This window comes from Mycobacterium ostraviense, from assembly GCF_002705925.1.
Classification (GTDB): Bacteria; Actinomycetota; Actinomycetes; order Mycobacteriales; family Mycobacteriaceae; genus Mycobacterium; species Mycobacterium ostraviense.
The window spans coordinates 3,083,351-3,105,874 of record NZ_NKRE01000001.1 but is presented as its reverse complement, the minus strand read 5'-3'; the positions used below and the strand labels follow the sequence as shown (position 1 = coordinate 3,105,874).

The following is a 22,524-nucleotide window of genomic DNA, read 5'->3' as shown; positions in this document are numbered from 1 at the left end:
CAGCCTCGAGGCAGCCTCGAGAAAGGCCTTGGGACCTGTCACCTGACGACACCGCAGAGTCGCCACGTCATCACTCTGCGGTGTCGTCGACAGGTTTTCCCCATAAGTACCGTGTCGCCTCATTAGAAACACTAGGCACACACGTAACATCGGCTGGTGGCGTCTCGCAGCCGTGCCCCGACCATGCTGGTCACCGCTGTCGCCGCCACGGTGGTCATCGTCTCGTGGGTGCTGAACCGTCCTCATCACAGCACCCATGAGCGACCGCCGGCGCAGGACACCCAACTCGTCGAGAAGCCGCTGATCGGCCTCGGCGGCGGTGTCACGGTACGCGAACTGACTCAGGACACGCCGTTTTCGTTGGTCGCATTGACCGGTGACCTGGCCGGTACCTCGACGCGGGTGCGGGCCAAACGCCCCGACGGGTCGTGGGGGCCGTGGTACCAAGCCGAGTATGAAACCGCAGCACCCGACGCACCGGGCACAGACCGCGGTGAGGGGCCGCGCAGCACCGATCCGGTGTTCGTCGGCACCACCAGGACCGTCCAGGTAGCGGTCACCCGCCCGGTCGATGCGCCGGTGACCCGGCCGCCGGTCGCTGCCGAACCGAACCCGGCCGGCCTGGGCTATCGTCCGGCCACCAAGGAGCAGCCGTTCGGGCAGAACATCTCGGCGATCCTCATCTCGCCACCGCAGGCGCCGGTCCCAGCGCAGTGGACACCGCCGACCGGGGTCACGATGCCCGGCCAAGCGCCGCCCATCATCAGCCGTGCGGAATGGGGAGCCGACGAATCGCTGCGCTGCGGTAGCCCGCAATACGACCGGGCGGTTCGCGCCGCGGTGATTCACCACACCGCCGGCAGCAACGACTATTCGCCGCTGGAGTCCGCCGCGATCGTCAAGGCGATATATACGTATCACAGCAAGACGCTGGGTTGGTGCGATATCGCCTACAACGCGCTGGTCGACAAGTACGGCCAGGTGTTCGAGGGCAGCGCCGGCGGCCTCACCAAACCGGTCGAGGCGTTCCACACCGGCGGATTCAACCGCGACACCTGGGGTGTGGCGATGATAGGCAACTTCGACGACGTCGCGCCGACACCGCTGCAACTCCGCGCCGTCGGGCGACTGCTCGGCTGGCGGCTGGGCATGGACGACGTCGACCCCAAGGGCACCGTGGAACTGGAGTCGGCCGGCAGCTCCTACACCACTTATCCGGCTGGTGCGATAGCGCGGTTGCCGGCCATCTTCACCCACCGCGACGTCGGCAACACCGACTGTCCGGGCAATGCCGGTTATGCCCTGATGGACGAAATCCGGGACATCGCCGCACATTTCAACGATCCCCCGGAGGAGTTGCTCAAGGCACTGGAGGGCGGCGTGATCTACCAGCGCTGGCAGGCGCTGGGCGGGATGAACAGCGTGCTGGGCGCGCCGACCTCGCCGGAGGCCGAGGCCGCGGGTGCGGCTCGGTACGCGACCTTCGCCAAGGGCGCGATGTACTGGTCGCCCGAGACCGGCGCCCAACCGGTCACCGGTGCGATTTACGACGCCTGGGCGGCGCTCAGCTACGAACGCGGCCCGCTCGGCCTGCCGACCAGCGCGGAGATCCAAGAACCGCTGCGGATCACGCAGAACTTCCAGCATGGGGTGTTGAACTTCGAACGGCTGACCGGCAATGTCACCGAGGTCGTCGACGGGATCACGACGCCGCTGTCTCTCATGTCCGCGCAGCCCCCGAGCGGCCCGGAGGTCCCTCCCGAACACTTCTCGCTGCCAACGCATCCAGTGAACTGAGGTCCGGTTAGTCTTGCGTCTCGTGCCCGAGACGCCGTATCTGACGATCGACCTGGCTCGGGTGCGGGACAATTTCGCGGCGCTGCAAGCCGCGCTGCCCGGCGCTTCGATCCGCTACGCGGTCAAGGCGAACCCGAGCGAACCCATCCTGCGGCTGCTCGCGGCCGAAGGGGCCGCATTCGACGTCGCTTCGGTCGGCGAGATCCGCGCGTGCCGTTCCGCCGGGATCGATGGTGACCGACTGACATTCGGCAACACCGTCAAGAAGCCCTCGGAGGTGGCGCAGGCGTCGGCAAACGGGGTGCGACGGTTCGCGTTCGACACCGTTGCGGACCTGACCGCAATCGCCGAGCACGCCCCCGGATCCGGCGTGGAATGCCGTATCGCTCCGGCGTTTCCGTCGTCGGTCACGCCGTTCGGCCACAAGTTCGGCTGCGCTCCCGCAGAGGCCGCCGGGCTGCTCGAACATGCCCGGCAACTGGGCTTGCGCCCCGAGGGCGTCTGCTTTCACGTCGGTTCCCAGCAGCTCGACCCGGCCGCGTGGGAGATCGGGATACGTTGTGCCGCTGACATATTCGCTGAGTTCGACGGCCTCACGACGGTCAATGCCGGCGGCGGCTTCCCGATCGCCTATGCCACCGACGCACCACCACTGAGCGCCGTTGCCGACACCATCGGGTCGGCGCTGGAACGTCATTTCGGCGCCCGTCATCCCAGGCTGGTGATCGAACCCGGCCGCGCACTCGTGGGCTCAGCGGGTGTCATCAGCTCCGCGGTGGTGTCGGTGCGAACCGGTACCGATGGTCACCGTTGGGTGTACCTCGACATCGGTCGCTACCAGGGTCTTGCGGAGACGGAGAACGAGTACATCCGTTATCGCCTGAGGACCGACCGGGACGGCGACCCCGTCGCCGATGCGGTGCTCGCGGGACCGACCTGCGACGGCGACGACGTGCTCTACCGCAGCTACGCCCTTCCGGTGACGCTGCGTCCCGGCGACGGCGTGCAGATCGACGACGCCGGGGCCTACACCGCGAGCTACGCATCGGTCGGGTTCAACGGATTTGTGCCGCTGCCAACCTATTTCGTCGGTGGGGTCGGTGTCGGCTCACCGGACCGGGAGATCATCGAGCCGCTGGCGCCCGGGCTGAGCCGACGTTGGCAATTGCACCAGGTCATCTGTGAGGAACGGACCCCATTCCAGCAACTGCTGATCGGCAAGACAGCCCAGGGCGTGGCGTTGTTCAGCGACGGCGAACGGCAGAGCACCGAGGTCAGCCAGCTGGTGTATCACGAGGCGTTGCTGGTGCCGGCGCTGCTGTTGGCGGAGCGGATCGACCGAGTACTGGTCATCGGTTCCGGCGAAGGCGTGGTATGTCAGCTGGCGGTGGCAGCCGGGGCAACACATGTCGATCACGTCGACATCGATCGAGATGCCGTTCGGCTCTGCGCGCAGCATCTGCCCTATGGCTACCCGATGGACGAACTACGCAGGGCCGAACTAGGATTCGGCCCGATCACGGTACATTACTGTGACGGCAGGGAATTCGTGGAGCGGTCCACCGAGTGCTACGACGTCGTCGTGGTCGATCTTCCCGACGAGCACACCGGGCACGCCCAGCACAACCGGTTGTACGACACCGACTTCCTCAGACGATGCCGCGCAATCGGCCGTGTCGTCGTGTCCCAGGCCGGCTGCCCGACACTGTGGCGCAACGAGTCGCTGCGCCGTTCTTGGCGGCGCTTTCACCAAACCTTTGACACCGTAGTTTATTTCGGCAGCGACGAGCACGAGTGGGCTTTTCTGTCCGGCCTATCCGGCCCCATTCCCGAAGATCCCGTCGCGGCGATGACGGCCCGATTGCCCGGGTTGGCGTACCGGCCCCACACCATCGACGCCGATTCGCTGGCAGGCTGCACGGTCGCACCCAAATCGCTGCGGGCTAGATGGTGAAAGAGACTACCCCGTAACGCTCTAGGGCCCACAATGGTTGTCGCCGAGATCTGCGGCAGCGTGACCGGATCGACGCGGTCCAGCGCCCCGCATCGCTTGCGAACGTCACAGGATCGCCACCGCCACCACGATGCCGAGCGCGAACTGCGCCGCCGCCACGATAAGACACTCGTAGCTGTATTCGTCGGCCTGAAACAACGTGTCCATGTCGATTCCGATGACCAGGGTCGCGATCCGCATCATCACCACCTGGGCGGCGATGCCGACGACGCCGAAGGTCGCCGACGCCAGCAGTCCCTCGGCGAGCCTGCCCGACGATGAATAGATCGCCAGCACCACGATGAGCGCCATGCTCACCATCCCGGCGGCGGCCACGATGATGGCGTTGGGCTTACCGGCGCGGACCATCTTGCGCAACGGTCCCGGGGTGGTGAAGTCGATGGCGTGGAAACCGATGATCATCAGCACCAGACCGAGGATCGAGTACAAGACGACGGCGCCGACCCCGCGCCCAAGCCAACTCCAGTAGTCCGAATGCAGCGCCAGGATGGTTGTCGTCATCGAAGGTCAGCTCCGTTTCATATGGCGGAAAGGTTTCATTTCAGCGGAATGGCTCATTGCAGCGGAATTCGGTGTGGGACAAAGGCCGCGCCGTCGTCGGTGACCAGTCCGGCGGTCTCACGGATACCGAGACCGGCCGCCGAGTCACCAACGATCCATGCCCCCAACGCGGGACGCATATCGTCGAATTCCGGTAGCGGATCCAGCAATTGGTAGACGAAGCCCTCTTCGCCGTAGACGCCGCCGGTGGCGGTCTCCATGCCGGCGCCGACGATCGTGATGTTTGCGCCTTCGCGGCCCAGCTTGGGTTTGCGAACGTATTCGGTGAGTTCGTGCGGGTCGTCGATGTAGGCCGGCAGCAGGTTCGGGTGCCCGGGATACATCTCCCACAACACCGCCAGGATCGCCTTGTTGGATAACAGCGCCTTCCACAGCGGCTCGATCCACATCGTCTGCGGCAGGCTCGATACCACGTGTTTGCCGAACTGGTCATCGAGCACCCATTCCCACGGGTGCAGTTTGAAGATGGCCTCGATCGGCGCCTCTTCCAGATCGACGAATCGCTCCAGCGCGGCATCCCAGCCGACGTCCTCGATCATCAAGCCGACGGTCTGGAAACCGGCTTCGGCCGCGGTCTCCTGCAGGTACGTCGTCGTGATCTGGTCTTCGCCGGTTGCTTCCACGCCCGACCAGGTGAAGTGCAGCTCGTTGCCCGGCAACAGATCAGCGACCGCCTTCCAGCGCTCGACGAGCTGTTCGTGCAACGAGTTCCACTGGTCGTCGGCGGGGAACTTGTCCTTCAGCCAATACCACTGCAGGATTGCGGCCTCCAGCAGTGTGGTCGGGGTGTCGGCGTTGTATTCGAGCAGCACCGCCGGCCGGCGACCGTCGTAACGTAAGTCGAAGCGCCCGTACACATGTGGATCGGAGCGCCGCCAGGATTCGGCGATAAACGGCCAACTCCATTCGGGCAGACCGAAATCGGCGTATCGCTCCATCAACACCACCTGCTCGACGGCGTTCAGGCACATCGAGTGCAGCAGTTCGACATCGGCTTCCAGCGCCAGGATCTCGTCCATGTCGAACTCGTAGTACACCGACTCGTCCCAGTACGGCCGGTCGGCGCCGGCCACATCGCGCGCGGGCGTGCCGTACACCAGGCCCTGCGATTCGACGATGGACCGCCAGTCGGGACGTGGCTGTGTCCGGGCGCGTTTCACGAGCCGCTGCTCCCGCCGCCGCCCTTGCCGCCGCTGCCGCCGAGCCCGCCGCGCGAAATCGTGGTACCGGACTTGGTGGTGATCGTGGCGCCCTTCGGCGCCACCGTGGTGCCACCGCTGGGGCGTTGACCGACCGTTCCGGAGCTGCCGTAGTAGTACCGGTACTGATGCCCGCCGTAGAAGAAGAAGCCGTTGAGACCCGCGGTATGGCCGGTGCAGTAGCTGTCGGGAACGATCACCGGCTGGCCATTCGGGTCGTCCTGGACGCACTGTGCGGTGACATGCTCCGGGGTCAACAACCAGTACCCCAGGCCCGCCACCAGACCCACCACCCCGACGCCGGCCGCGGCGCCCATCAGGACACGCTTCTGCTTGGCGCGCTTGGCCTTCGCCTCGAGCCGAGCCTCTTCGATCTCGCGCTGCTTGTCCTCGTACTTCCATCGCGCCCGCAGCTCGGCCGGCGTCGGGGGACGCGGCCGCGACGTTTCCGCGTCCTGAAACTGGATGCTGCCAGCCCGGCGCTTTGCGGGCGTGTCCTGTTCCGATCCGACGTCCGGCGCCGGTTGCGTCTCGTCGGGCTCGTCCTGCTCCGATCCGACCTCCGCCGCCGGCGGCGTTTCGTCGGACCGCTCGGCAGCCCCGGCGGGCTCCTCCTCCGGTGCCGGTTGCGCATCCTCGCGCCGCCCGGCAAGCCCGCTCTGGTCGTCGTCGGGTCGGCCGCTGACGGGTGGGTCTGGTTGCGACCCCACTAGCTCTCCTCCGGTCCGGGTAACTGGCCCGACGTGGCGACACACTTCCTGCCCAGGGGGCGAGAATCAGGCTGGTACGCCGGCACGCGGGCAGTCTCCCACATCAGCGGCGCCGTCCGGATCAGGACCACCAGCGCTCCAGCACCCGGGCGACGCCGTCGTCGGTGTTGGCAGCGGTGACCTCGTTGGCCGCGGCGCGCGCGTCGGGATGGGCATTACCCATCGCCACCCCGAGGCCGGCCCGCAGCAGCATCGGCACGTCATTGGGCATGTCACCGAAAGCCACCACGTTCGCCTCTGCAATTCCCAGCGGCCGGCCGATCTCTGCCACACCGGTCGCCTTGCTGATGCCCAGCGGAACGACCTCGACCAGCCCGTTGTTGGTCGAATAGGTGATTTCACCTTTGGTCCCGAGATGTTCGGCCAGCACGGCCGCCATCTCCGCGCTGGTGGCGCCGGTCTTGCGGATCAGCAGCTTGATCGCGGGCGCGCTGAGCAGATCTTCGATCGACACCTCGGTGTGGTCCGGGTTCAGCCAGGCATGCTCGTAGCCCGGCGAACTGACGAACTGCGGGGTCGCCGTATCGTGCGCACGGTCGCCGATCCGCTCGACGGCCAACCCGGCACCGGGGATGACCCGTTGGGCGATCTCGGCCAGGGCGGCTAGCGCATCCACGGACAGGGTGCGCGCCGAGAGCACCCGGTCGGTGACGGGGTCATAGATGACCGCGCCGTTGGCGCACACCGCCATCGGCGCGAAACCGAGTGCGTCGACAACCGGCCGCACCCAACGCGGCGGGCGGCCAGTGGCCAGGATGAACGTCGCGCCGCCGGCGACCGCGGCGCGTACCGCGGCGCGGGTGCGCGCGGTGACGGTTTCGTCGTCGTCGAGCAGGGTGCCGTCGACGTCGCACGCGATCAGCGCGGGCGGGCTCGGCGGTGTCGTCAGTGCGGTACGCCTTTGCTGCGACTGGGCGAGATCACTCCGTGGGGCCCGCGCCGGCGCGCTCGCTGGGCCAGTTCAGCGATTCTGCTGCGACTCGGCGATGTCATGCGGGCCCGCTCACGCTTTCGCGCTCGCTCAGCCAATTCGGCGATTCGGAAGGCCTGCGACTCCTCCGGGCTCGGCGCGGTGCCACCGAGCCGCCGGGGCACCCAGTACTCCCCCGGCGGATGCGGATACTGCTCCTGCACCCAATACAGCATCGACTCCATCGCTTGGCGCAGCGCGGCGTTGAACGTCACCGCGTCGCCCTGGGGCCGCAACGGCGGCCCAACCGCCACGGTGATCGGAACCTTGTTGCGGAACAAGTCCTTTGGTTGATCTTTGGGCCAAATCCGGTGCGCACCCCAGACGATCATGGGAACGATCGGCACCTGCGCCTCCAGCGCCATCCGGGCCGCCCCGGTCTTGAACTCCCGCAGTTCCAGGCTGCGGCTGATGGTCGCCTCCGGGTGCAACCCGACCAGTTCGCCCTCGCGCAGCCGCTGCACCGCCACCGCATAGGCATTGGCGCCCTCGGAGCGGTCCACCGGAATCAGCTGGGCGTGCTTGATCACGTAGTTGACCGCCTTCACCTCCCGCATTTCGGCCTTGATCATGAACCGCAACCGTCGCCTGCGCTGCTTGGCGGCGATCGAGGCGGGAATCCAGTCCACGTAGCTGGTGTGGTTGAGGACGATTAAGGCGCCGCCACGCTCAGGAATGTTCTCCAGGCCGTAATAGGTGATCTTGTTTCCGTTGGCCGCGACAATCGATGGGACAAGAAACTCCATCATCCGGAAAAATGGCTCGGCCATTTCTTATGTTCTCCTTCCACCGCTACCGCGACTGATGCGGTGCACGGCTGGCGGCTTTCGCCGCCGCCTCGTCAGCCTCCAACTGAGCCGCCTCGAACGGCGTCGGCGCACCGCCACCGAGCCGGCGCGGCACCCAGTACGCCCCGGGCGGATGCCGATACCGCTGCTGGACCTGGTGTAGCAGCCCGGTCATCGCCTCCCGCAGAGCAGCATCGGTCTGCGCGATATTGCCGCGGGCCGGAAACGGCGGTCCCACCTGCACAATGACCGGCACTTTGGTGCGTCCAATGCGCCGTGGATGGCCTTTAGTCCAGATCCGCTGGGCACCCCAAACAATAACGGGAACAATCGGGACGTCGGCTTCCAGCGCCATCCGAGCGGCCCCGGACTTGAACTCTTTGAGCTCGAAGCTGCGGCTGATCGTCGCCTCCGGATAGACGCCGACCAGTTCCCCGTCCCGAAGCCGCTGCACCGCCACCGCATAGGCGCCGGCGCCGGCACCCCGGTCCACCGGGATAGTCCGGGTGCGTTTGATCAAGAAATTGACCACCTTCACCCGCTGCATCTCGGCCTTGATCATGTATCTCATCCGGCGGCGCCGACAATTCATGGCCAGCGCGGCCGGCAGCCAGTCGACATAGCTGGTGTGGTTGATCGCGACCACGGCGCCGCCCCTTTCGGGCACGTTTTCCACACCGAGATAGGTGATCCGGGTTCCGGTCGCCAGCACCAGCAACTTGGCCAGGATCTCCAGGGTGCGATAGGTGGGCTCGGCCATCGGTCACTGCTCCGCGGCTCCGGCCGGATTGCCGCGCTGCGCACGGCGAGCCGCCTTCTCCGCCGCCTCCTGCGCGTCCATCCGGGCCGCCTCAGCCAGCGATGGTGCACCGCCGCCCAGCCGGTGCGGTACCCAGAACTCACCGGCCGGATGTGGTCCGTATAGTTTCTGCGCCCGTTCCAGCAAATGCTGCATCCGCGAGTGCAGCAACCTGTTCAGTTCGGCGGTGCCCAGTGTCGGTTCGATCGGTTCGCCGACGACGACCACGATCGGCACCTTCGGACGCAACAGCTTCTTGGGGTGGCCCTTCGTCCAGATCCGTTGCGCGCCCCACACGATGTGGGGAACGATCGGCACGCCGGCCTCGACCGCCATCCGGGCGGCACCCGACTTGAATTCCTTGATCTCGAAGCTGCGGCTGATCGTGGCCTCGGGATAGACGCCAACCAGCTCACCATCCTTGAGCATCCGGACCGCCGCCTCGTAGGACGCGGCCCCCTCCTGCCGGTCCACCGGGATGTGCCGCAGGCGACGCATGATCGGGCCGGTGACCTTGTGGTCGAAGACTTCCTGTTTGGCCATGAACCGCACCTTGCGCCCGAGGCCCTGCTGGTAAGCGGGCAAACCTGCAAAGGTGAAGTCGAGGTATCCGGTGTGGTTGATCGCGACGACTGCGCCACCGCTGGCCGGTACATTCTCCACACCGGTGACCGTGATCCGGAGACCCTGGATGCGCCAGGTCAAGCGGGCAAGCTGAATGATAGTCCCGTATACCGGCTCCACAGCTGTCCAGCCTAGTGCTCCGGGCCGCCAAGGCTGAAGCCGGAAACGAGAGGCAAAGAGAGGCGGCTTTCCCTTCCCATGTCTTTCCCGACGTCACCGCCGGCCCTGCCTGCGGTCGTCCGCAGATTTGCTGCCGGCCGGCGGGTGCGCGCCATCTGGATCAATGAGCTCAGCGGCGTCACCTTCCGGATCGGTCCCGGCACCGAATTCGTCAAGGTAGCCGGAGCGGCGGCGGTCGACTTTGCCGACGAAGCGCGCCGGTTGCGCTGGGCGGCGCAGTACACGCCGGTGCCACCGGTATTGGGTTTCGGCCTGGACGGAGACCGGGCTTGGCTGCGGACCGGCGGGCTGCCCGGGGTCTCGGCGGTGCACCCTCGCTGGCTGGCCGCACCGGAGGTGGCTGTGCGGGCGATTGCTGTGGGGTTGCGCACGCTGCACGACAGGTTGCCGGTGCCGTCGTGTCCGTTCGACTGGTCGGCGGCCGGCCGGTTGGCCAGGCTTTCCCCGGCCTGGCGGGGAAAGCTCGGCGACCCCCCGCCGGTCGATCGGGTGGTGGTCTGTCACGGTGACGCGTGTTCACCCAACACGCTGATCGATGAGCACGGCCGGTGCTGCGGACATGTCGACGTCGACGCCATGGGTGTGGCCGATCGGTGGGCCGACCTGGCGGTAGCAACACTGTCGCTGGGCTGGAACTACCCGGGGCGAGGCTGGGACACGGTGTTCTTCGAAGCCTACGGAGTCGAGCCGGACCCACCACGCCTGGATTACTACCGCCGGCTGTGGCGGTCCGAAGATATCGACGCAAGCTAAGCTCGATGCTGCATTTGTGCGCCGCAGGCGCGCAGCAGGTAGATCTCCTCTGAACGGCACGGAAAGGTATTTGTGCAGGTCACCAGTGTCGGCCACGCCGGCTTTCTGATCCAGACCCACGCGGGCAGCATTCTGTGCGACCCATGGCTCAACCCGGCCTACTTCACTTCCTGGTTCCCGTTTCCCGACAACAGCACACTGGACTGGGACGCCCTGGGCGAGTGTGACTATCTATACGTATCCCACTTGCACAAGGACCACTTCGACGCGGAGAACCTGCGGGCCCACGTCAACAAGGACGCGGTGGTGCTGCTGCCCGACTTTCCGGTACCCGATCTGCGGGATGAGCTGGAACAGTTAGGGTTTCACCGTTTTTTCGACACCACCGACTCGGTCAAGCACCGGCTCAGCGGGCCCAAGGGCGAGCTCGACATCATGATCATCGCGCTGCGAGCCCCGGCCGACGGTCCGATCGGGGACTCGGCGCTGGTGGTTTCCGATGGCGAGACGACGGCGTTCAACATGAACGATGCCCGACCGATCGATTTGGACGTGCTGGCATCGGAGTTCGGCCCTATCGACGTGCACATGCTGCAGTACTCGGGCGCCATCTGGTACCCGATGGTCTACGACATGCCGGCGCGCGCCAAGGAAGCTTTCGGCACCCAGAAGCGGCAGCGCGGGATGGACCGGGCGCGCCAATACATCGCGCAGGTCGGGGCTACCTGGGTCATCCCGTCGGCCGGACCACCGTGCTTCTTGGACCCCGAACTGCGCCACCTCAACGACGACGGCAGCGACCCGGCCAACATCTTCCCCGACCAGATGGTGTTCCTGGACCAGATGCGCGCCCACGGCCACGATCGCGGCCTGCTGATGATTCCGGGATCGGTCGCGGATTTCACCGGGGCGGAGCTGAATTCGCTGAGTCATCCACTGCCCGTCGAAGATGTCGAAGCCATCTTCACCACCGGCAAGTCGCAGTACATCGCCGACTATGCCGAACGAATGGCGCCCGTCGTCGCAGCCGAACGGGCAAGCTGGGACTCCGCCAGCGGTGAGCCGCTGCTGGAACCGCTGCGCGCGCTATTCGAACCGATCATGATGCAGAGCGACCAGATCTGCGACGGCATCGGCTACCCGGTGGAACTGGTCCTGGGTCCCGAGACCGTCGTCTTGGACTTTCCCAAACGGACGGTGCGCGAACGCATTCCCGACGAAAAGATGCGCTACGGGTTCGCGATCGCGCCGGAGCTGGTACGCACCGTGCTGCGCGACCGGGAACCGGACTGGGTCAACACCATCTTCTTGTCCACCCGGTTTCGGGCCTGGCGCGTCGGCGGCTACAACGAATATCTCTACACGTTCTTCAAGTGTCTGACCGACGAGCGGATCACCTACGCCGACGGCTGGTTCGCCGAGACTCACGACGACAGCGCATCGATCACCCTGGACGGCTGGGAAATTCAGCGCCGCTGCCCCCATCTGAAGGCCGACCTTTCGAAATTCGGTGTGGTAGAAGGCAACACGTTGACCTGCAACCTGCACGGGTGGCAATGGCGGCTGGACGACGGCCGTTGCCTGACCACCCGCGGCCACCAGTTGCGGAGTTCGAAAACATGATGCAGTTCTACGACGACGGCGTGGTCCAGCTGGACCGTGCCGCGCTCACGTTGCGCCGCTACCACTTTCCGTCCGGCACGGCCAAGGTCATCGCATTAGACGACATCCGCGGCTACAAAGCCGAGCCGCTGGGCCTGCTCACCCACCGGTTTCGTATCTGGGGCAGCTCGGACCTGCAGCGCTGGCTACCGCTGGACGTCAACCGGCCACTCAAGTCGACGTTGATCACCCTGGACATACCGGGGGCGCGGTGGAAACCCGCCTTCACGCCCGCGCGTCCGGTCGATTTCATGGCGCTGCTGGATGGGTTGCTCTCCGAACGCAGTTAGCCTCTCGCCGAACGTGTAGCCACTGCGACATTTTCGCGATTTCTTCGCGCTGAGAACACGTTCGGCGAGCTATAACCCCGCCAGGGCCGCACGTCCGGCGTTGAAGCCCGGGATGAACGTGATTCCGGGCCCGCCGTGGCATCCCGCACTTCCCAGGTACAGCCCGTCGATCGGGATGGGCTGCCCGATATAGCCTTTCGGCCCCGGCCGGTTTTGGCCGATCTGGTTGGGATGCAACAGCCCGTGGCAGTAGTCGCCACCGGGGGCGCCGAACATCACCCCCATGTGCTTGGGCGTGAAGGTGGTGTGCCTGGTGATGCTGCCGGCGAAATTCGGTGCCAACCGAGTGATCTTGTCGATGACGCGCTGACCCATGTCGAGCTTGGACCGCCCGTAGTCGGCACCGCCCTCGATGGGGAACCACATGGCGAACGCCGACGCGGCGTGCTTGCCTTCCGGGGCCAGCTGCGGGTCGTGCAGCGACGGGATCTGCAGTACGACGGTCGGGTCGGCCGGCACGATTCCGCGACGGCACTCCTCCCACTGCTGCTGCACCTCCTCCGGCGTGCAGAAGATCCCGATCGATGCCTGCATGGCCGGATCGTTGAGCGCCTGGTACGGCGCGGCAAAACTGGGCGTCTCGTCCAGGGCGAAGTGCATCTGCAGGTAGCTGCCGCGGTGATCGATACGCGCATACCGTTCCCGGATGTCGGCTGGCAGCGCCGCGGGATCGATCAGCTCGTTGACCGTGACGTCCGGCGCGACGGCCGAGACCACGATCGGGGCGCTCAGTATGTCGCCGGCCTCGGTGCGCACCCCGCTCACCCGGCCGCCCGCGACGCGGACCTCGGCCACCTTGGATCGCAACCGGACTTCGCCGCCGTGGCTTTCCAGCAGCCAGCACAGATGCGCGGTCAGCGCGCCGATGCCGCCGCGCAGCTTCTTCATCTGCACGAAGTCGCCGTCGGGGATGCCGAGTCCGAAGGCCAGTGCGGCGGCGCTGCCCGGCGTGGCCGGCCCGCGGTAGATGGTGTTGACGGCCAGCACCGTCATCGAGCCGCGCAGGGCGGCGTGCTTTTCGCGGTCCGGCAGGTAGCGGTCCAGCACGTCGGTGACCGACCCGAACAGCATGTCGTCGATGGCTGAGCGCTCGAATTCGTTGGTGGCGCAGGCATACATCTCGTCGAAGGTCTTCGGCAGCGTGCCGGCCTCGAAGCGTCCCAGCGCTCGTGTCGGCGCCTGGGCCCACGCCAGCAGCCCCGCCATTCCGGTGACCGCGCCCGCTCCGTGTACCTCGTTGAGGTGGGCGAACATCTTCACCGGGTCGGTGTACTGGACCAGCGGATCGTCGGCGACACCGCGCAGCGCCACCGACATGACTTCCAGATCGACGGTCGGCAAGCTGTCCAATCCGAGTTCGCTGACGACCACCGCCGATGTCGGAAACTGCACCGAGCCGGCGATCTCGAACCGGTACCCGTCGAACAGCTCGACGGTGGCCGCCATTCCGCCGGCGTAGCGCTTGGCATCCAGGCACACGGTTCGCAGCCCCGCCCGCTGCAGCAGCACCGCCGCGGTCAACCCGTTATGGCCGGCGCCGATGACTATGGCGTCGTAATCAGACATGCTGCTGCCCTCCAGCAAGGTACGCTGGCACGGATCGCGGTGTTTTGTCAATTATGACGAAACACCGCCGGAACCCACGCCTCGGTGATACCGGCCCGCAGCGATTCCAGCGCCGTATGACACATCCGCGCCAACTCACCCAGCGACCGGTCATCGGCGAGCATCCACACCTCCATGGCCCCGAACACGGCCGCGGCGATGCACCTCGCCGTCACCGCCACCCGCAACCGCTGGTCCGGAGTCGGGTCTGCCACGCAGCTACGGCGTTGCAGCTGCCCGGCGATGGCCTCGGCGAAGTCGGCCTGGACGTCACGAATGTGCCGGACGATGCGGCCAGGGTCGAGTTCCTCACCCCGCAACGCAGCGATTTTCGTCACGGCTTCCACGTCATAGGGAAATGCGAAGACAGCCGACCGCACCGAATCGATGATCGGTTCGTCGGCCGGTCTGGCGTCCAATGCCGTGCGAAACCAATGCAGCCCGGTGTAGTCGGCAAACAGTAAATCGTGCTTGGAGCGGAAGTGGCGATAGAACGTCCGCAGCGATACCCCCGCATCCGCGGCGATCTGTTCTGCCGAGGTGTCCGCCACGCCTTGGGCCAAGAACCGCACCAGCGCGGCCTGACGCAACGCCTCCCGGGTGCGTTCGCTGCGCGCCGTCTGAGGGGGCCGGACCATGGCAGTAAGGTACCAAGAAAAGTTATGTCAACATTGACAAAACTTTCCGCCGCGGTGAGACTGCGGCCATGGTGTCGCTCGTTGTCCACGCGTTACTCGGGCTGGCCGTCGTCGGCTGGATCGTGGGGTCGAACCCGAAGGTCTATGCGAAACCGGCGGGCGGGTCCTGGTTGTCACCGCTGGAATGCGTGTATTACACCGCCGGCATCGCCTCGATCGCGCTGGGCTGGTACTTCAACGTTCGCTTCGTGCAGCAGTACACGCATGGATCGGCCAACCCAATCTGGGGTCCCGGCAGCTGGGCAGACTACATCCGGCTGATGTTCACCAACCCGGCCGCCAGTTCGGCCAGCCAGGACTACACGATCGCGAATGTCATTCTGCTGCCGCTGTTTACCATCACCGACGGCTATCGGCGGGGTATCCGGCGCCCGTGGCTGTACTTCCTTAGCAGCCTGTTCACCAGCTTCGCCTTCGCGTTCGCCTGCTACTTCGCCATCATCGAGCGGCAGCGCCGCCACGAACAGTCACATCAGACCGTCCCCGCTTAAGGTTCGAACACGTCGGTACCGACAAACGGAACCAGCGCCTTGGGGACCCGCACGCTGCCGTCGGGCTGCTGGTGGTTCTCCAGGATGGCGACCAGCCAGCGGGTGGTGCCCAGCGTGCCGTTGAGGGTCGCCGCGATCTGCGGCTTGCCGTTGGCATCGCGGTAGCGGATCGCCAGCCGGCGGGCCTGAAAGGTGGTGCAGTTCGACGTCGAGGTCAGCTCGCGGTAGGCGCCCTGGGTCGGAACCCACGCCTCGCAGTCGAACTTGCGCGCCGCCGACGAGCCGAGATCGCCCGCAGCCACGTCGATGACCCGATACGGCACCTCGATCAGGGCCAGCATCTCGCGCTGCCAGCCCAGCAGCCGCTGATGTTCGGCCGGGGCGTCGCCGGGTGTGCAGTAGACGAAGCCCTCCACCTTGTCGAACTGGTGCACCCGGATGATGCCGCGGGTGTCCTTGCCGTAGCTGCCCGCCTCGCGCCGGAAGCACGACGACCAGCCCGCGTAGCGCAGCGGCCCGGCGGACAGGTCCAGGATCTCGCCGGAGTGGTAGCCGGCCAGCGGCACCTCCGAGGTGCCCACCAGGTAGAGGTCGTCGGCTTCCAGCCGATACACCTCCTCGGCATGGGCACCCAGGAAGCCGGTGCCGGACATCACCTCCGGGCGCACCAGCACCGGCGGGATCATCGGGATGAAGCCGTTGTCGACGGCCAGCCGCAGCGCCAGCTGCAGCAGCCCCAGCTGCAGCAGCGCGCCCCGGCCGGTCAGGAAGTAGAACCGCGATCCGGACACCTTCGCGCCGCGCTGCATGTCGATGAGCCCCAGCGCCTCGCCGAGTTCCAGGTGGTCTTTCGGGTCGCCCAGCCGAGGCGGCTCGCCGACGACGTCGAGCACCGCGAAGTCGTCCTCCCCGCCGGCGGGGACGCCGTCCAGAATCACGTTCGGGATCGCCAGGTGCGCCGCGGTGAACGCCGCCTCGATTTCGGTTTGGTTCGCTTCGGCGGCCTTGACCTGCTCGGCAAGGTCTTTCGCGCGCTGCAGCAGCGCGGGCCGCTCCTGCGGTGACGCGCCGCCCACGCGCTTGCTGGCGGCCTTCTGTTCGGCACGCAGCGCATCCGCGGCCGCGATCGCGCTGCGGCGCGCGGTGTCGGCCGTCAACAGGGCATCCACCAGCGACGGGTCTTCGCCGCGACTGAGTTGGGAGCGGCGCACGGCGTCGGGGTCTTCCCGGAGCAGCTTCAGGTCGATCACGGCCGCAAGACTACTTTTGACCGCACCGCCCGATGGCGTCAGCTGGCCGGGCATCGGCTCTGGTCTCACATCAGCAACATTGGTAACGCCACCGGGCGACCCCTGTCACAATGGAACGGATGTTGGACGCGCCCGAAAAGCAACTGCCACCTGACAGCTCACCGGACAACGAAGCCGCCACGGCCCAAGCGGAGCCGCCGCCGGCGAGTTTCCGCTGGCCCCGTGCTCTGCAGGCGTCGGCGACCCGACGGGCGCTGCTGCTCACCGCCCTGGGTGCCCTGTTGATCGCCGGGCTGGTCACCGCGATTCCCACGGTGACCACCGGTCCCGGGCGCCTGGCCGGCTACATCGACAACAATCCGGTGCCCAGCACCGGCGCCAAGAGCAACACCGCCTTCAACCGCGCTGCCAGCGGCGACTGCCTGACCTGGCCTGAGGCCATGCCGGAGGCCGCGACCATCGTCAGCTGCTCCGACGACCACCGGTTCGAGGTGGCCGAGTCCATCGACATGCGGACTTTCCCCGGTTCGGAGTACGGGCCCAACGCCGCTCCCCCGTCGCCGGCACGCATCCAGCAAATCAGCCAGGAACAGTGCGAGGCCGCGGTACGCCGCTACCTCGGCACCAGGTTCGATCCGAACAGCAAGTTCACCATCAGCATGCTGTGGTCCGGTGACCGGGCGTGGCGACAAGCCGGCGAGCGCCGGATGTTGTGCGGCCTGCAGTTGCCCGGCTCCAACAATCAGCAGGCCCTGTTCAAAGGCAAGGTTGCCGACCTCGACCAGTCCAAGGTCTGGCCGGCCGGCACCTGCCTGGCCATCGACTCGAACACCAACCAACCGGTCGATGTTCCGGTCGATTGCACGGCCCCGCACGCGATGGAGGTGACCGGCACGGTCAACCTCGCCGAGAAGTTCCCGAACGCGCTGCCCGCTGAGCCCGAGCAGAACGCGCATATCAAGGACAACTGCACCCGGATGACGGACGCCTACCTGGCGCCGATCAAGTTGCGGACCACCACGTTGACCCTGATCTACCCGACGCTGTCGCTGTCCAGTTGGTCGGCCGGAAGCCGTGAGGTCGCATGCAGTATCGGCGCGACACTGGGCAACGGAGGCTGGGCCACGTTGGTGAACAGCGCCAAGGGGGCGCTGCTGGTCAACGGCCAGCCCCCGATACCACCACCCGACATCCCCGAGGAGCGGCTCACGCTGCCGCCGATCCCGCTGCAGGTGCCGACCACACAACCCGCTGCCCCGGTCCAGGAGATCCCGATCACGCCGCCGGGCAACCAGCACCTGCCCAATCAACAGCCGGTGGTGACACCGTCTCGCGCACCCGCCGCCCCGGCCACCACCCAAGCACCCGCCGCCCCACCGGCCGATGGCGGCGCGCCGCCGGGGGCCCCGGCACCGGAAGCTCCCGCACCCGCCGAGCCCGCGCCGGAAGGTTAGTCCGTGGCGGTGCGGATGGACCCGCAGCGGTTCGACGAACTGGTCTCCGACGCCCTCGACCTCATCCCGCCCGAACTGGCAGCCGCGATGGACAACGTGGTCATCTTGGTCGCCGACCGCCACCCCGACGACCGCGACCTGCTGGGCTTGTACGAGGGGGTCGCGCTGACCGAGCGTGACTCCGATTACGCCGGAGCACTGCCGGACGCGATCACCATTTACCGCGACGCCCTGCTGGATGTCTGCGAATCCGCCGACGAAGTCGTCGACCAGGTGGCGATCACGGTGATCCACGAGATCGCCCACCACTTCGGCATCGACGATGCCCGGCTGGACGAACTGGGGTGGGGCTGACCGAACCCGGCCGGTGCCGGGCGCGGCATCCCGGATTTGTCCGGCCCCGGTGCTAAGAACGCTTCATGAGCACAGTCTGTCGCGACTGCCGGACGGGCGTCTATCACTGCCACGGCACCATCATTCGTCATGCTCTGGGCCGGGCCGAATGCACCGAGACCGACTGCGACGGGCCCGAGATTTCGGTCCACACGTTCGTCATCGACTGCGACGCGGTCGGCTGCGGATGCGCTGACACGCCTGACGGAGAGGTCGGATCACCCCATCGGGTCAGTGCTTGACGTCACCGCGTCGATGACCGGGGTGGGTGGGCCTTGGCTGAGGTCGGGGTAGAACGGCGGCTTGAGGGTTCCCCACTGCACGCAACTCCACCGCCCGTCGGTGATCGGAGCCAGCACCACGCATTCGGCATTGCCCAAATGGTTGTCGAGCACGAAGGTTCCGTCGACTCCGGCCAGCACCGCCGAGGTCAGCCGGATCGCCGCGCCATGGCTGACGACCACGATGTCGCCGTCCCAGGCGGTGTCGTCCAGGTAGCGTATCCGTAGTTCGGTGAGCACCGGCACGTAACGGCCCAAGACGTCTTCGCCGGACTCACCACCGGGCAGCGGCACATGCAATTCACCGCGATGCCAGCGGTCGTAGATGGCGTTGAATTCGGCGACGGCCTCGTCGTCATTGCGATTTTCCAGCTCCCCCACCTGGACCTCGTGGATGCCGTCGAGCCGCAGCGGCGGCAAGTCCAGCTCGGCCGCGATCACCTCGGCCGTTTCCGCTGCGCGGACCGCCACCGAGTGCGCAAGCAGGAGCGGCCGGGCAGGGCCGCCGAGCGCGAACGCGCGGGCTTGTTCGCGTCCCAGGGGTGTCAACGCCGTGCCCGGTGGCCGAGTGTCCAACCGGCGCTCGACGTTGCCGTGGGACTGGCCATGCCGCAGCAGCACCAGACGACCGCTCATCGCCCCGGCTCCCGGACCGGCTCGGGCTGGCCCTCCCGCAGCCGAGCCAGCCAGATCGATGCATCGTCGGGTGGCGGCGGTCGCATGCCGACCGCCTGTCCCGTCGGCCAGGAACCCAGGTATCGCACATCAGCACAACGACGGTGCAACGCCTTGAGTGCCTCGGCGACGGCGTCGTCGTCGATGTGGCCGACGCAGTCCACGAAGAACATATAGGTGCCCAATTCGGTGCGGGTGGGCCGGGATTCGATCCGGGTGAGGTCGATGCCGCGCATGCCGAACTCGGTCAGCGCTTCCACGAGTGCGCCGGGCACGTTGTCGATCCGCAACACCGCCGAGGTGCGGTCGGCGCCGGTGCGCGCCGGCGGTCGGGCTGGCCGGCCGATCAACACGAAACGGGTGCGCGCGCTGGATTCGTCGACGACACCGTCGGCCAGCGGCGCCAACGCCCAGTGCGCGGCCGCCAGCGGCGACGTGACGGCCGCGTCGACCCGGCCATCGGCCACCTGGCGGGCCGCGTCGGCATTCGAATACGCCGGGCACATCTCGACGCCGGGCAGATGCGCGCTGAGCCATTGCCGTACCTGCGCCGCCGCCACCGGAAAGGCGGCCAGCGTACGTACCTCGGCGGCGCTGCGGCCGGGCCGCACGACGATGCTGAAGGCCACGTCGAGGGTGGTCTCGGCGAACACCTGCAGGGGCGAACCGATGGCCAGGCTGTCCAACGTGGGCGCCAGCGACCCGTCGATCGAGTTCTCCATGGGCACGCAGGCGAAATCCGCCGCGCCGTTCCGGACAGCATCCAGCGCGGCGGGGGTGCTTTCGACCGGCAGCCGCTGCGGCAGCTCCGTCAGCTCCGCGTCCCGCCCGGGTATCAGCCCGGCGGCGGTTATCTGCAGCAGCGCCGCCTCGGTGAACGTCCCTTCCGGACCGAGGTAGGCGATGCAGATCACGCTGACAACATTAGTGGCGCGTCGGGTCCTTGCGACGAACGAGGGGCGTAGCTTAAGTTAGGCTTACCTAATTCCGAGGAGCCGTGATGTTTCCGATCACCAGCCCGACGCCCACGACGGCCGAGCGCATTCGTACTGTGTGCGCCCGGGCCGGCGCGGGCCTGCTGGCGGTAGAGCCCGACCAACCGATGGCCGCGCCGCTGCACCACTTGATGTCCGACGGTTCCTTCGCCGTGGCGGTTCCCGCTGACCGCGCCGCCGCGGCCGGTTACGGGCCCGGCTGCGGATCTCAAGCTTTGCTGGAACTCACCGACTACGCCCCGCTGCCGGTCCGGGAGCCGGTCCGATCGCTGGTGTGGATCCGCGGCCGCCTGCAGCGGGTCCCGTGGGCAGCGGTTACCTCGGTGCTGGACACGATCGCCACCGAGAACCCGGACCCGGCCCTGCTGCAGGTCGAGACTCCCCGATCCGGCCCCGCCCTCCGGCAGCAGAACCGGTACGCATTGCTGCGGCTGGAGACCGAATCGGTGGTCGTGACCGACGCCACCGGAGCCTCGCCGGTCAGTGTCGCGGACCTGCTGGCCGCCCGGCCGGATCCGTTCTGCGACATCGAATCGACGTTGCTGTGGCACCTGGCGACCGTCCACGGCGACGTCGTCGCCCGGTTGGTCTCCCGGCTGCCGGCCCAATGGCGACGCGGACCGATCCGTCCCCTCGGACTCGACCGGTACGGCGTGCAATTTCGGGTCGAAGGTGACGACGGCGACCGTGACATCCGGCTGCCGTTCCACCGGCCGGTTGACGACATGAACGGGCTGGGGCAGGCCATCCGGATGTTGATGGGGTGCCCTTTCGTCAACGGTTTGCGCGCCCGCCGGCGCCGCGCTTCCTAGCACGCCCTCGCGGCCGGCTGCATCGTCGGGTCCGGCCACGTACGTTGTCCAGGTGAACGGCGATCGATCACCGGAGCCCGGGGGACCCCGAAGACCGGTGGATCAACGGCCGGCGGAGCCGTCACAGGTCATCCGTCGCGACAACCCGCCACCGCGGCCACCGGCCAGACCCCGACCCGCACCGGAAGCCGCACCACCGGCGGCCGACCCGCCGGTCCCGACCAGTCGGCGCGGACGGCGGCACAGTCCCACCGCGGCGACGCCGCCCCCGCGGCCGGTAGCGCCGAAGACGCGCCGCAAGCGGGTCAGGCGGCGCTGGGGCAGGATCGCGGCGCTCAGTGTGCTGGTCGTTCTGTTACTGGCCGGGGCGGGCATCCTCGGCGGTGCGCTGTGGCTGGACACGTCGTTGCGCCGCGAGCCGGTGTTCAGCGACTACGCCGACCGCCCGGGAGGCGGCCGCGGCATGAACTGGCTGCTCGTCGGCTCCGACAGCCGCCAGGACCTCACCGCCGACCAACAGCAGAACCTCGCCACCGGCGGCGACGTCGGCACCGGACGCACCGACACCATCCTGCTGGTGCACGTGCCGGGATTGGGGTCGAGCACCCCGACGACGTTGGTGTCGATACCGCGCGACTCCTCGGTGCCGATACCCGGTCACGGTCGCGACAAGATCAACGCCGCGTTCGTGACGGGTGGCGCGCCGTTGCTGGTCCAGACGGTCGAGCAGGCCACCGGCTTGCGCGTCGACCATTACGCCGAGGTTGGGTTCGGCGGCTTCGCCGAGCTGGTCGACGCGCTGGGCGGGGTCAGCGTGTGCCTGGGCGAGCCGATCCGCGATCCGTTGGCCGGTGTCGACCTAGCGGCCGGTTGTCAAGAACTGGACGGCCGACGGGCGTTGGGTTACGTCCGATCTCGCGCCACACCGCGGGCCGATCTGGACCGCATGCTCAACCAACGCCAGTTCATGGCAGCGCTGCTGCACCGCGCCGCCAGCCCCGCGGTATGGCTCAACCCGTGGCGTTGGTACGCGGTGCCACACGCAGCCGCCGGGGCGCTGACCGTCGACCAGGACACCCATGTCTTCGACCTGGCCCGCCTGGGATGGGCGCTGCACGGGCACATCACCGCGCTGACGGTTCCGATCGGCGAGTTCACCGACAGCGACGTCGGCTCGGTGGTGGTATGGAACCACGACGCGGCCCGGGAATTGTACGACGCGCTCGCTTCGGACGCTCCGGTGCCGGCTTCCGTGATCGACGGGCAACCATAGTGACTTCACCGGATCGAGAGATGTCGCGCATCGTTTGTGCGACGGCCACCCGGAATGACGCCTACCGTAATTATTTTAGTTAGGCAAACCTGGCCTGATAGAGAGCGTTATTGACGGCCGCGGAGCACTT

General features: G+C 67.2%; 21 protein-coding genes and 2 pseudogenes. 11 read left to right on the top strand and 12 right to left on the bottom strand.

Going from position 1 to position 22,524, the window contains the following annotated elements; all coding sequences use genetic code 11:
- Positions 1-156: 156 nt before the first annotated feature.
- A complete protein-coding gene (locus CDN38_RS14210) occupies positions 157-1,797 on the top strand; it encodes an LGFP repeat-containing protein (RefSeq protein WP_180276328.1) in 1,641 nt (546 codons plus the stop codon).
- Between the two features lie 22 nt (positions 1,798-1,819).
- Positions 1,820-3,751: an alanine racemase gene (locus CDN38_RS30805; RefSeq protein ID WP_233026873.1), complete on the top strand. Its 1,932-nt coding sequence runs from the start codon at positions 1,820-1,822 to the stop codon at positions 3,749-3,751.
- Positions 3,752-3,856: 105 nt separating this feature from the next.
- Here the strand turns inward: CDN38_RS30805 and CDN38_RS14195 are convergent, their stop codons facing one another.
- From CDN38_RS14195 to CDN38_RS14165, 7 genes and pseudogenes are all read right to left on the bottom strand, one after another.
- Positions 3,857-4,312 carry a DUF350 domain-containing protein gene (locus CDN38_RS14195; protein ID WP_075509139.1) on the bottom strand — a complete coding sequence of 152 codons (456 nt, stop codon included), beginning with the start codon at positions 4,310-4,312 and terminating at the stop codon, positions 3,857-3,859.
- A gap of 53 nt (positions 4,313-4,365) precedes the next feature.
- Positions 4,366-5,532 (bottom strand): glutathionylspermidine synthase family protein, encoded by a 1,167-nt coding sequence (locus CDN38_RS14190; RefSeq protein WP_075509138.1) that lies wholly within the window; start codon positions 5,530-5,532, stop codon positions 4,366-4,368.
- Positions 5,529-6,281 (bottom strand): hypothetical protein, encoded by a 753-nt coding sequence (locus CDN38_RS14185; RefSeq protein WP_233026872.1) that lies wholly within the window; start codon positions 6,279-6,281, stop codon positions 5,529-5,531. The genes CDN38_RS14190 and CDN38_RS14185 overlap by 4 nt, the downstream gene beginning before the upstream one ends.
- A 121-nt stretch (positions 6,282-6,402) precedes the next feature.
- Complete coding sequence (locus CDN38_RS14180; RefSeq protein ID WP_075509137.1) at positions 6,403-7,230, bottom strand: Cof-type HAD-IIB family hydrolase; 828 nt, start codon at positions 7,228-7,230, stop codon at positions 6,403-6,405.
- A 77-nt stretch (positions 7,231-7,307) separates the two neighbouring features.
- Positions 7,308-8,081: pseudogene (locus CDN38_RS14175) on the bottom strand (lysophospholipid acyltransferase family protein); the annotation flags it as partial.
- A gap of 22 nt (positions 8,082-8,103) precedes the next feature.
- On the bottom strand, positions 8,104-8,859 hold the full coding sequence (locus CDN38_RS14170) for a lysophospholipid acyltransferase family protein (RefSeq protein ID WP_075509136.1): 756 nt from the start codon (positions 8,857-8,859) through the stop codon (positions 8,104-8,106).
- A gap of 3 nt (positions 8,860-8,862) precedes the next feature.
- The gene (locus CDN38_RS14165; protein ID WP_075509135.1) at positions 8,863-9,642 is read right to left on the bottom strand and encodes a lysophospholipid acyltransferase family protein; all 780 of its coding nucleotides are present in this window, start codon (positions 9,640-9,642) and stop codon (positions 8,863-8,865) included.
- Positions 9,643-9,720: 78 nt separating this feature from the next.
- Here CDN38_RS14165 and CDN38_RS14160 point away from each other — a divergent pair, with 78 nt between their 5' ends.
- The 3 genes from CDN38_RS14160 (at position 9,721) to CDN38_RS14150 (ending at position 12,407) form a co-directional block, all read left to right on the top strand.
- The gene (locus tag CDN38_RS14160; RefSeq protein ID WP_075509134.1) at positions 9,721-10,455 is read left to right on the top strand and encodes a phosphotransferase; all 735 of its coding nucleotides are present in this window, start codon (positions 9,721-9,723) and stop codon (positions 10,453-10,455) included.
- Between the two features lie 72 nt (positions 10,456-10,527).
- A complete protein-coding gene (locus CDN38_RS14155) occupies positions 10,528-12,078 on the top strand; it encodes an MBL fold metallo-hydrolase (protein WP_075509133.1) in 1,551 nt (516 codons plus the stop codon).
- Positions 12,075-12,407 carry a hypothetical protein gene (locus CDN38_RS14150; protein ID WP_075509132.1) on the top strand — a complete coding sequence of 111 codons (333 nt, stop codon included), beginning with the start codon at positions 12,075-12,077 and terminating at the stop codon, positions 12,405-12,407. The genes CDN38_RS14155 and CDN38_RS14150 overlap by 4 nt, the downstream gene beginning before the upstream one ends.
- Positions 12,408-12,476: 69 nt before the next feature.
- Here the strand turns inward: CDN38_RS14150 and CDN38_RS14145 are convergent, their stop codons facing one another.
- Together CDN38_RS14145 and CDN38_RS14140 are read right to left on the bottom strand one after the other, a co-directional pair.
- Positions 12,477-14,033, bottom strand: a complete 1,557-nt coding sequence (locus CDN38_RS14145; protein ID WP_099319391.1) for a phytoene desaturase family protein — start codon at positions 14,031-14,033, stop codon at positions 12,477-12,479.
- A gap of 47 nt (positions 14,034-14,080) precedes the next feature.
- Positions 14,081-14,710 (bottom strand): TetR/AcrR family transcriptional regulator, encoded by a 630-nt coding sequence (locus CDN38_RS14140; protein ID WP_075509131.1) that lies wholly within the window; start codon positions 14,708-14,710, stop codon positions 14,081-14,083.
- A gap of 68 nt (positions 14,711-14,778) precedes the next feature.
- Between CDN38_RS14140 and CDN38_RS14135 the strand changes: the two genes are divergently transcribed.
- Positions 14,779-15,261, top strand: a complete 483-nt coding sequence (locus CDN38_RS14135; RefSeq protein ID WP_075509130.1) for a DUF2834 domain-containing protein — start codon at positions 14,779-14,781, stop codon at positions 15,259-15,261.
- On the opposite strand, the gene serS is transcribed toward CDN38_RS14135, so the two are convergent.
- Positions 15,258-16,511 (bottom strand): serine--tRNA ligase, encoded by a 1,254-nt coding sequence (serS, locus tag CDN38_RS14130; protein ID WP_075509172.1) that lies wholly within the window; start codon positions 16,509-16,511, stop codon positions 15,258-15,260. The genes CDN38_RS14135 and serS overlap by 4 nt on opposite strands.
- A gap of 119 nt (positions 16,512-16,630) precedes the next feature.
- Here serS and CDN38_RS14125 point away from each other — a divergent pair, with 119 nt between their 5' ends.
- The 3 genes and pseudogenes from CDN38_RS14125 to CDN38_RS30800 all read left to right on the top strand — a co-directional run bounded on the left by CDN38_RS14125 (position 16,631) and on the right by CDN38_RS30800 (position 18,600).
- Positions 16,631-17,965, top strand: coding sequence for a septum formation family protein (locus tag CDN38_RS14125; protein WP_099319390.1), 1,335 nt, complete (start codon positions 16,631-16,633; stop codon positions 17,963-17,965).
- A 3-nt stretch (positions 17,966-17,968) separates the two neighbouring features.
- Positions 17,969-18,388: pseudogene (locus CDN38_RS14120) on the top strand (metallopeptidase family protein).
- A complete protein-coding gene (locus CDN38_RS30800; RefSeq protein ID WP_075509128.1) occupies positions 18,385-18,600 on the top strand; it encodes a hypothetical protein in 216 nt (71 codons plus the stop codon). The pseudogene CDN38_RS14120 and the gene CDN38_RS30800 overlap by 4 nt, the downstream one beginning before the upstream one ends.
- Here CDN38_RS30800 and CDN38_RS14110 read toward each other — a convergent pair.
- Positions 18,577-19,275 (bottom strand): histidine phosphatase family protein, encoded by a 699-nt coding sequence (locus CDN38_RS14110; protein WP_075509127.1) that lies wholly within the window; start codon positions 19,273-19,275, stop codon positions 18,577-18,579. The two genes, CDN38_RS30800 and CDN38_RS14110, sit on opposite strands and share 24 nt — an antisense overlap.
- Positions 19,272-20,228: a prephenate dehydratase gene (pheA, locus tag CDN38_RS14105; RefSeq protein WP_075509126.1), complete on the bottom strand. Its 957-nt coding sequence runs from the start codon at positions 20,226-20,228 to the stop codon at positions 19,272-19,274. The genes CDN38_RS14110 and pheA overlap by 4 nt, the downstream gene beginning before the upstream one ends.
- 86 nt (positions 20,229-20,314) lie before the next feature.
- Between pheA and CDN38_RS14100 the strand changes: the two genes are divergently transcribed.
- Together CDN38_RS14100 and CDN38_RS14095 are read left to right on the top strand one after the other, a co-directional pair.
- Complete coding sequence (locus tag CDN38_RS14100) at positions 20,315-21,121, top strand: DUF2470 domain-containing protein (protein WP_075509125.1); 807 nt, start codon at positions 20,315-20,317, stop codon at positions 21,119-21,121.
- 52 nt (positions 21,122-21,173) lie between these two features.
- Positions 21,174-22,394, top strand: coding sequence for an LCP family protein (locus tag CDN38_RS14095; RefSeq protein WP_075509124.1), 1,221 nt, complete (start codon positions 21,174-21,176; stop codon positions 22,392-22,394).
- The last annotated feature ends 130 nt before the right edge of the window (positions 22,395-22,524 follow it).

What these genes read in the sequence shown, in the direction of transcription:
- CDN38_RS14195 (WP_075509139.1), bottom strand. Translation starts at nt 4,312, where the DNA reads ATGACGACAACCATCCTGGCGCTGCATTCGGACTACTGGAGTTGGCTT.
- CDN38_RS14170 (WP_075509136.1), bottom strand. Translation starts at nt 8,859, where the DNA reads ATGGCCGAGCCCACCTATCGCACCCTGGAGATCCTGGCCAAGTTGCTG.
- CDN38_RS14160 (WP_075509134.1), top strand. Translation starts at nt 9,721, where the DNA reads ATGTCTTTCCCGACGTCACCGCCGGCCCTGCCTGCGGTCGTCCGCAGA.
- CDN38_RS14150 (WP_075509132.1), top strand. Translation starts at nt 12,075, where the DNA reads ATGATGCAGTTCTACGACGACGGCGTGGTCCAGCTGGACCGTGCCGCG.
- CDN38_RS14145 (WP_099319391.1), bottom strand. Translation starts at nt 14,033, where the DNA reads ATGTCTGATTACGACGCCATAGTCATCGGCGCCGGCCATAACGGGTTG.
- CDN38_RS14140 (WP_075509131.1), bottom strand. Translation starts at nt 14,710, where the DNA reads ATGGTCCGGCCCCCTCAGACGGCGCGCAGCGAACGCACCCGGGAGGCG.
- CDN38_RS14135 (WP_075509130.1), top strand. Translation starts at nt 14,779, where the DNA reads ATGGTGTCGCTCGTTGTCCACGCGTTACTCGGGCTGGCCGTCGTCGGC.
- CDN38_RS14125 (WP_099319390.1), top strand. Translation starts at nt 16,631, where the DNA reads ATGTTGGACGCGCCCGAAAAGCAACTGCCACCTGACAGCTCACCGGAC.
- CDN38_RS30800 (WP_075509128.1), top strand. Translation starts at nt 18,385, where the DNA reads ATGAGCACAGTCTGTCGCGACTGCCGGACGGGCGTCTATCACTGCCAC.
- CDN38_RS14110 (WP_075509127.1), bottom strand. Translation starts at nt 19,275, where the DNA reads ATGAGCGGTCGTCTGGTGCTGCTGCGGCATGGCCAGTCCCACGGCAAC.
- CDN38_RS14100 (WP_075509125.1), top strand. Translation starts at nt 20,315, where the DNA reads ATGTTTCCGATCACCAGCCCGACGCCCACGACGGCCGAGCGCATTCGT.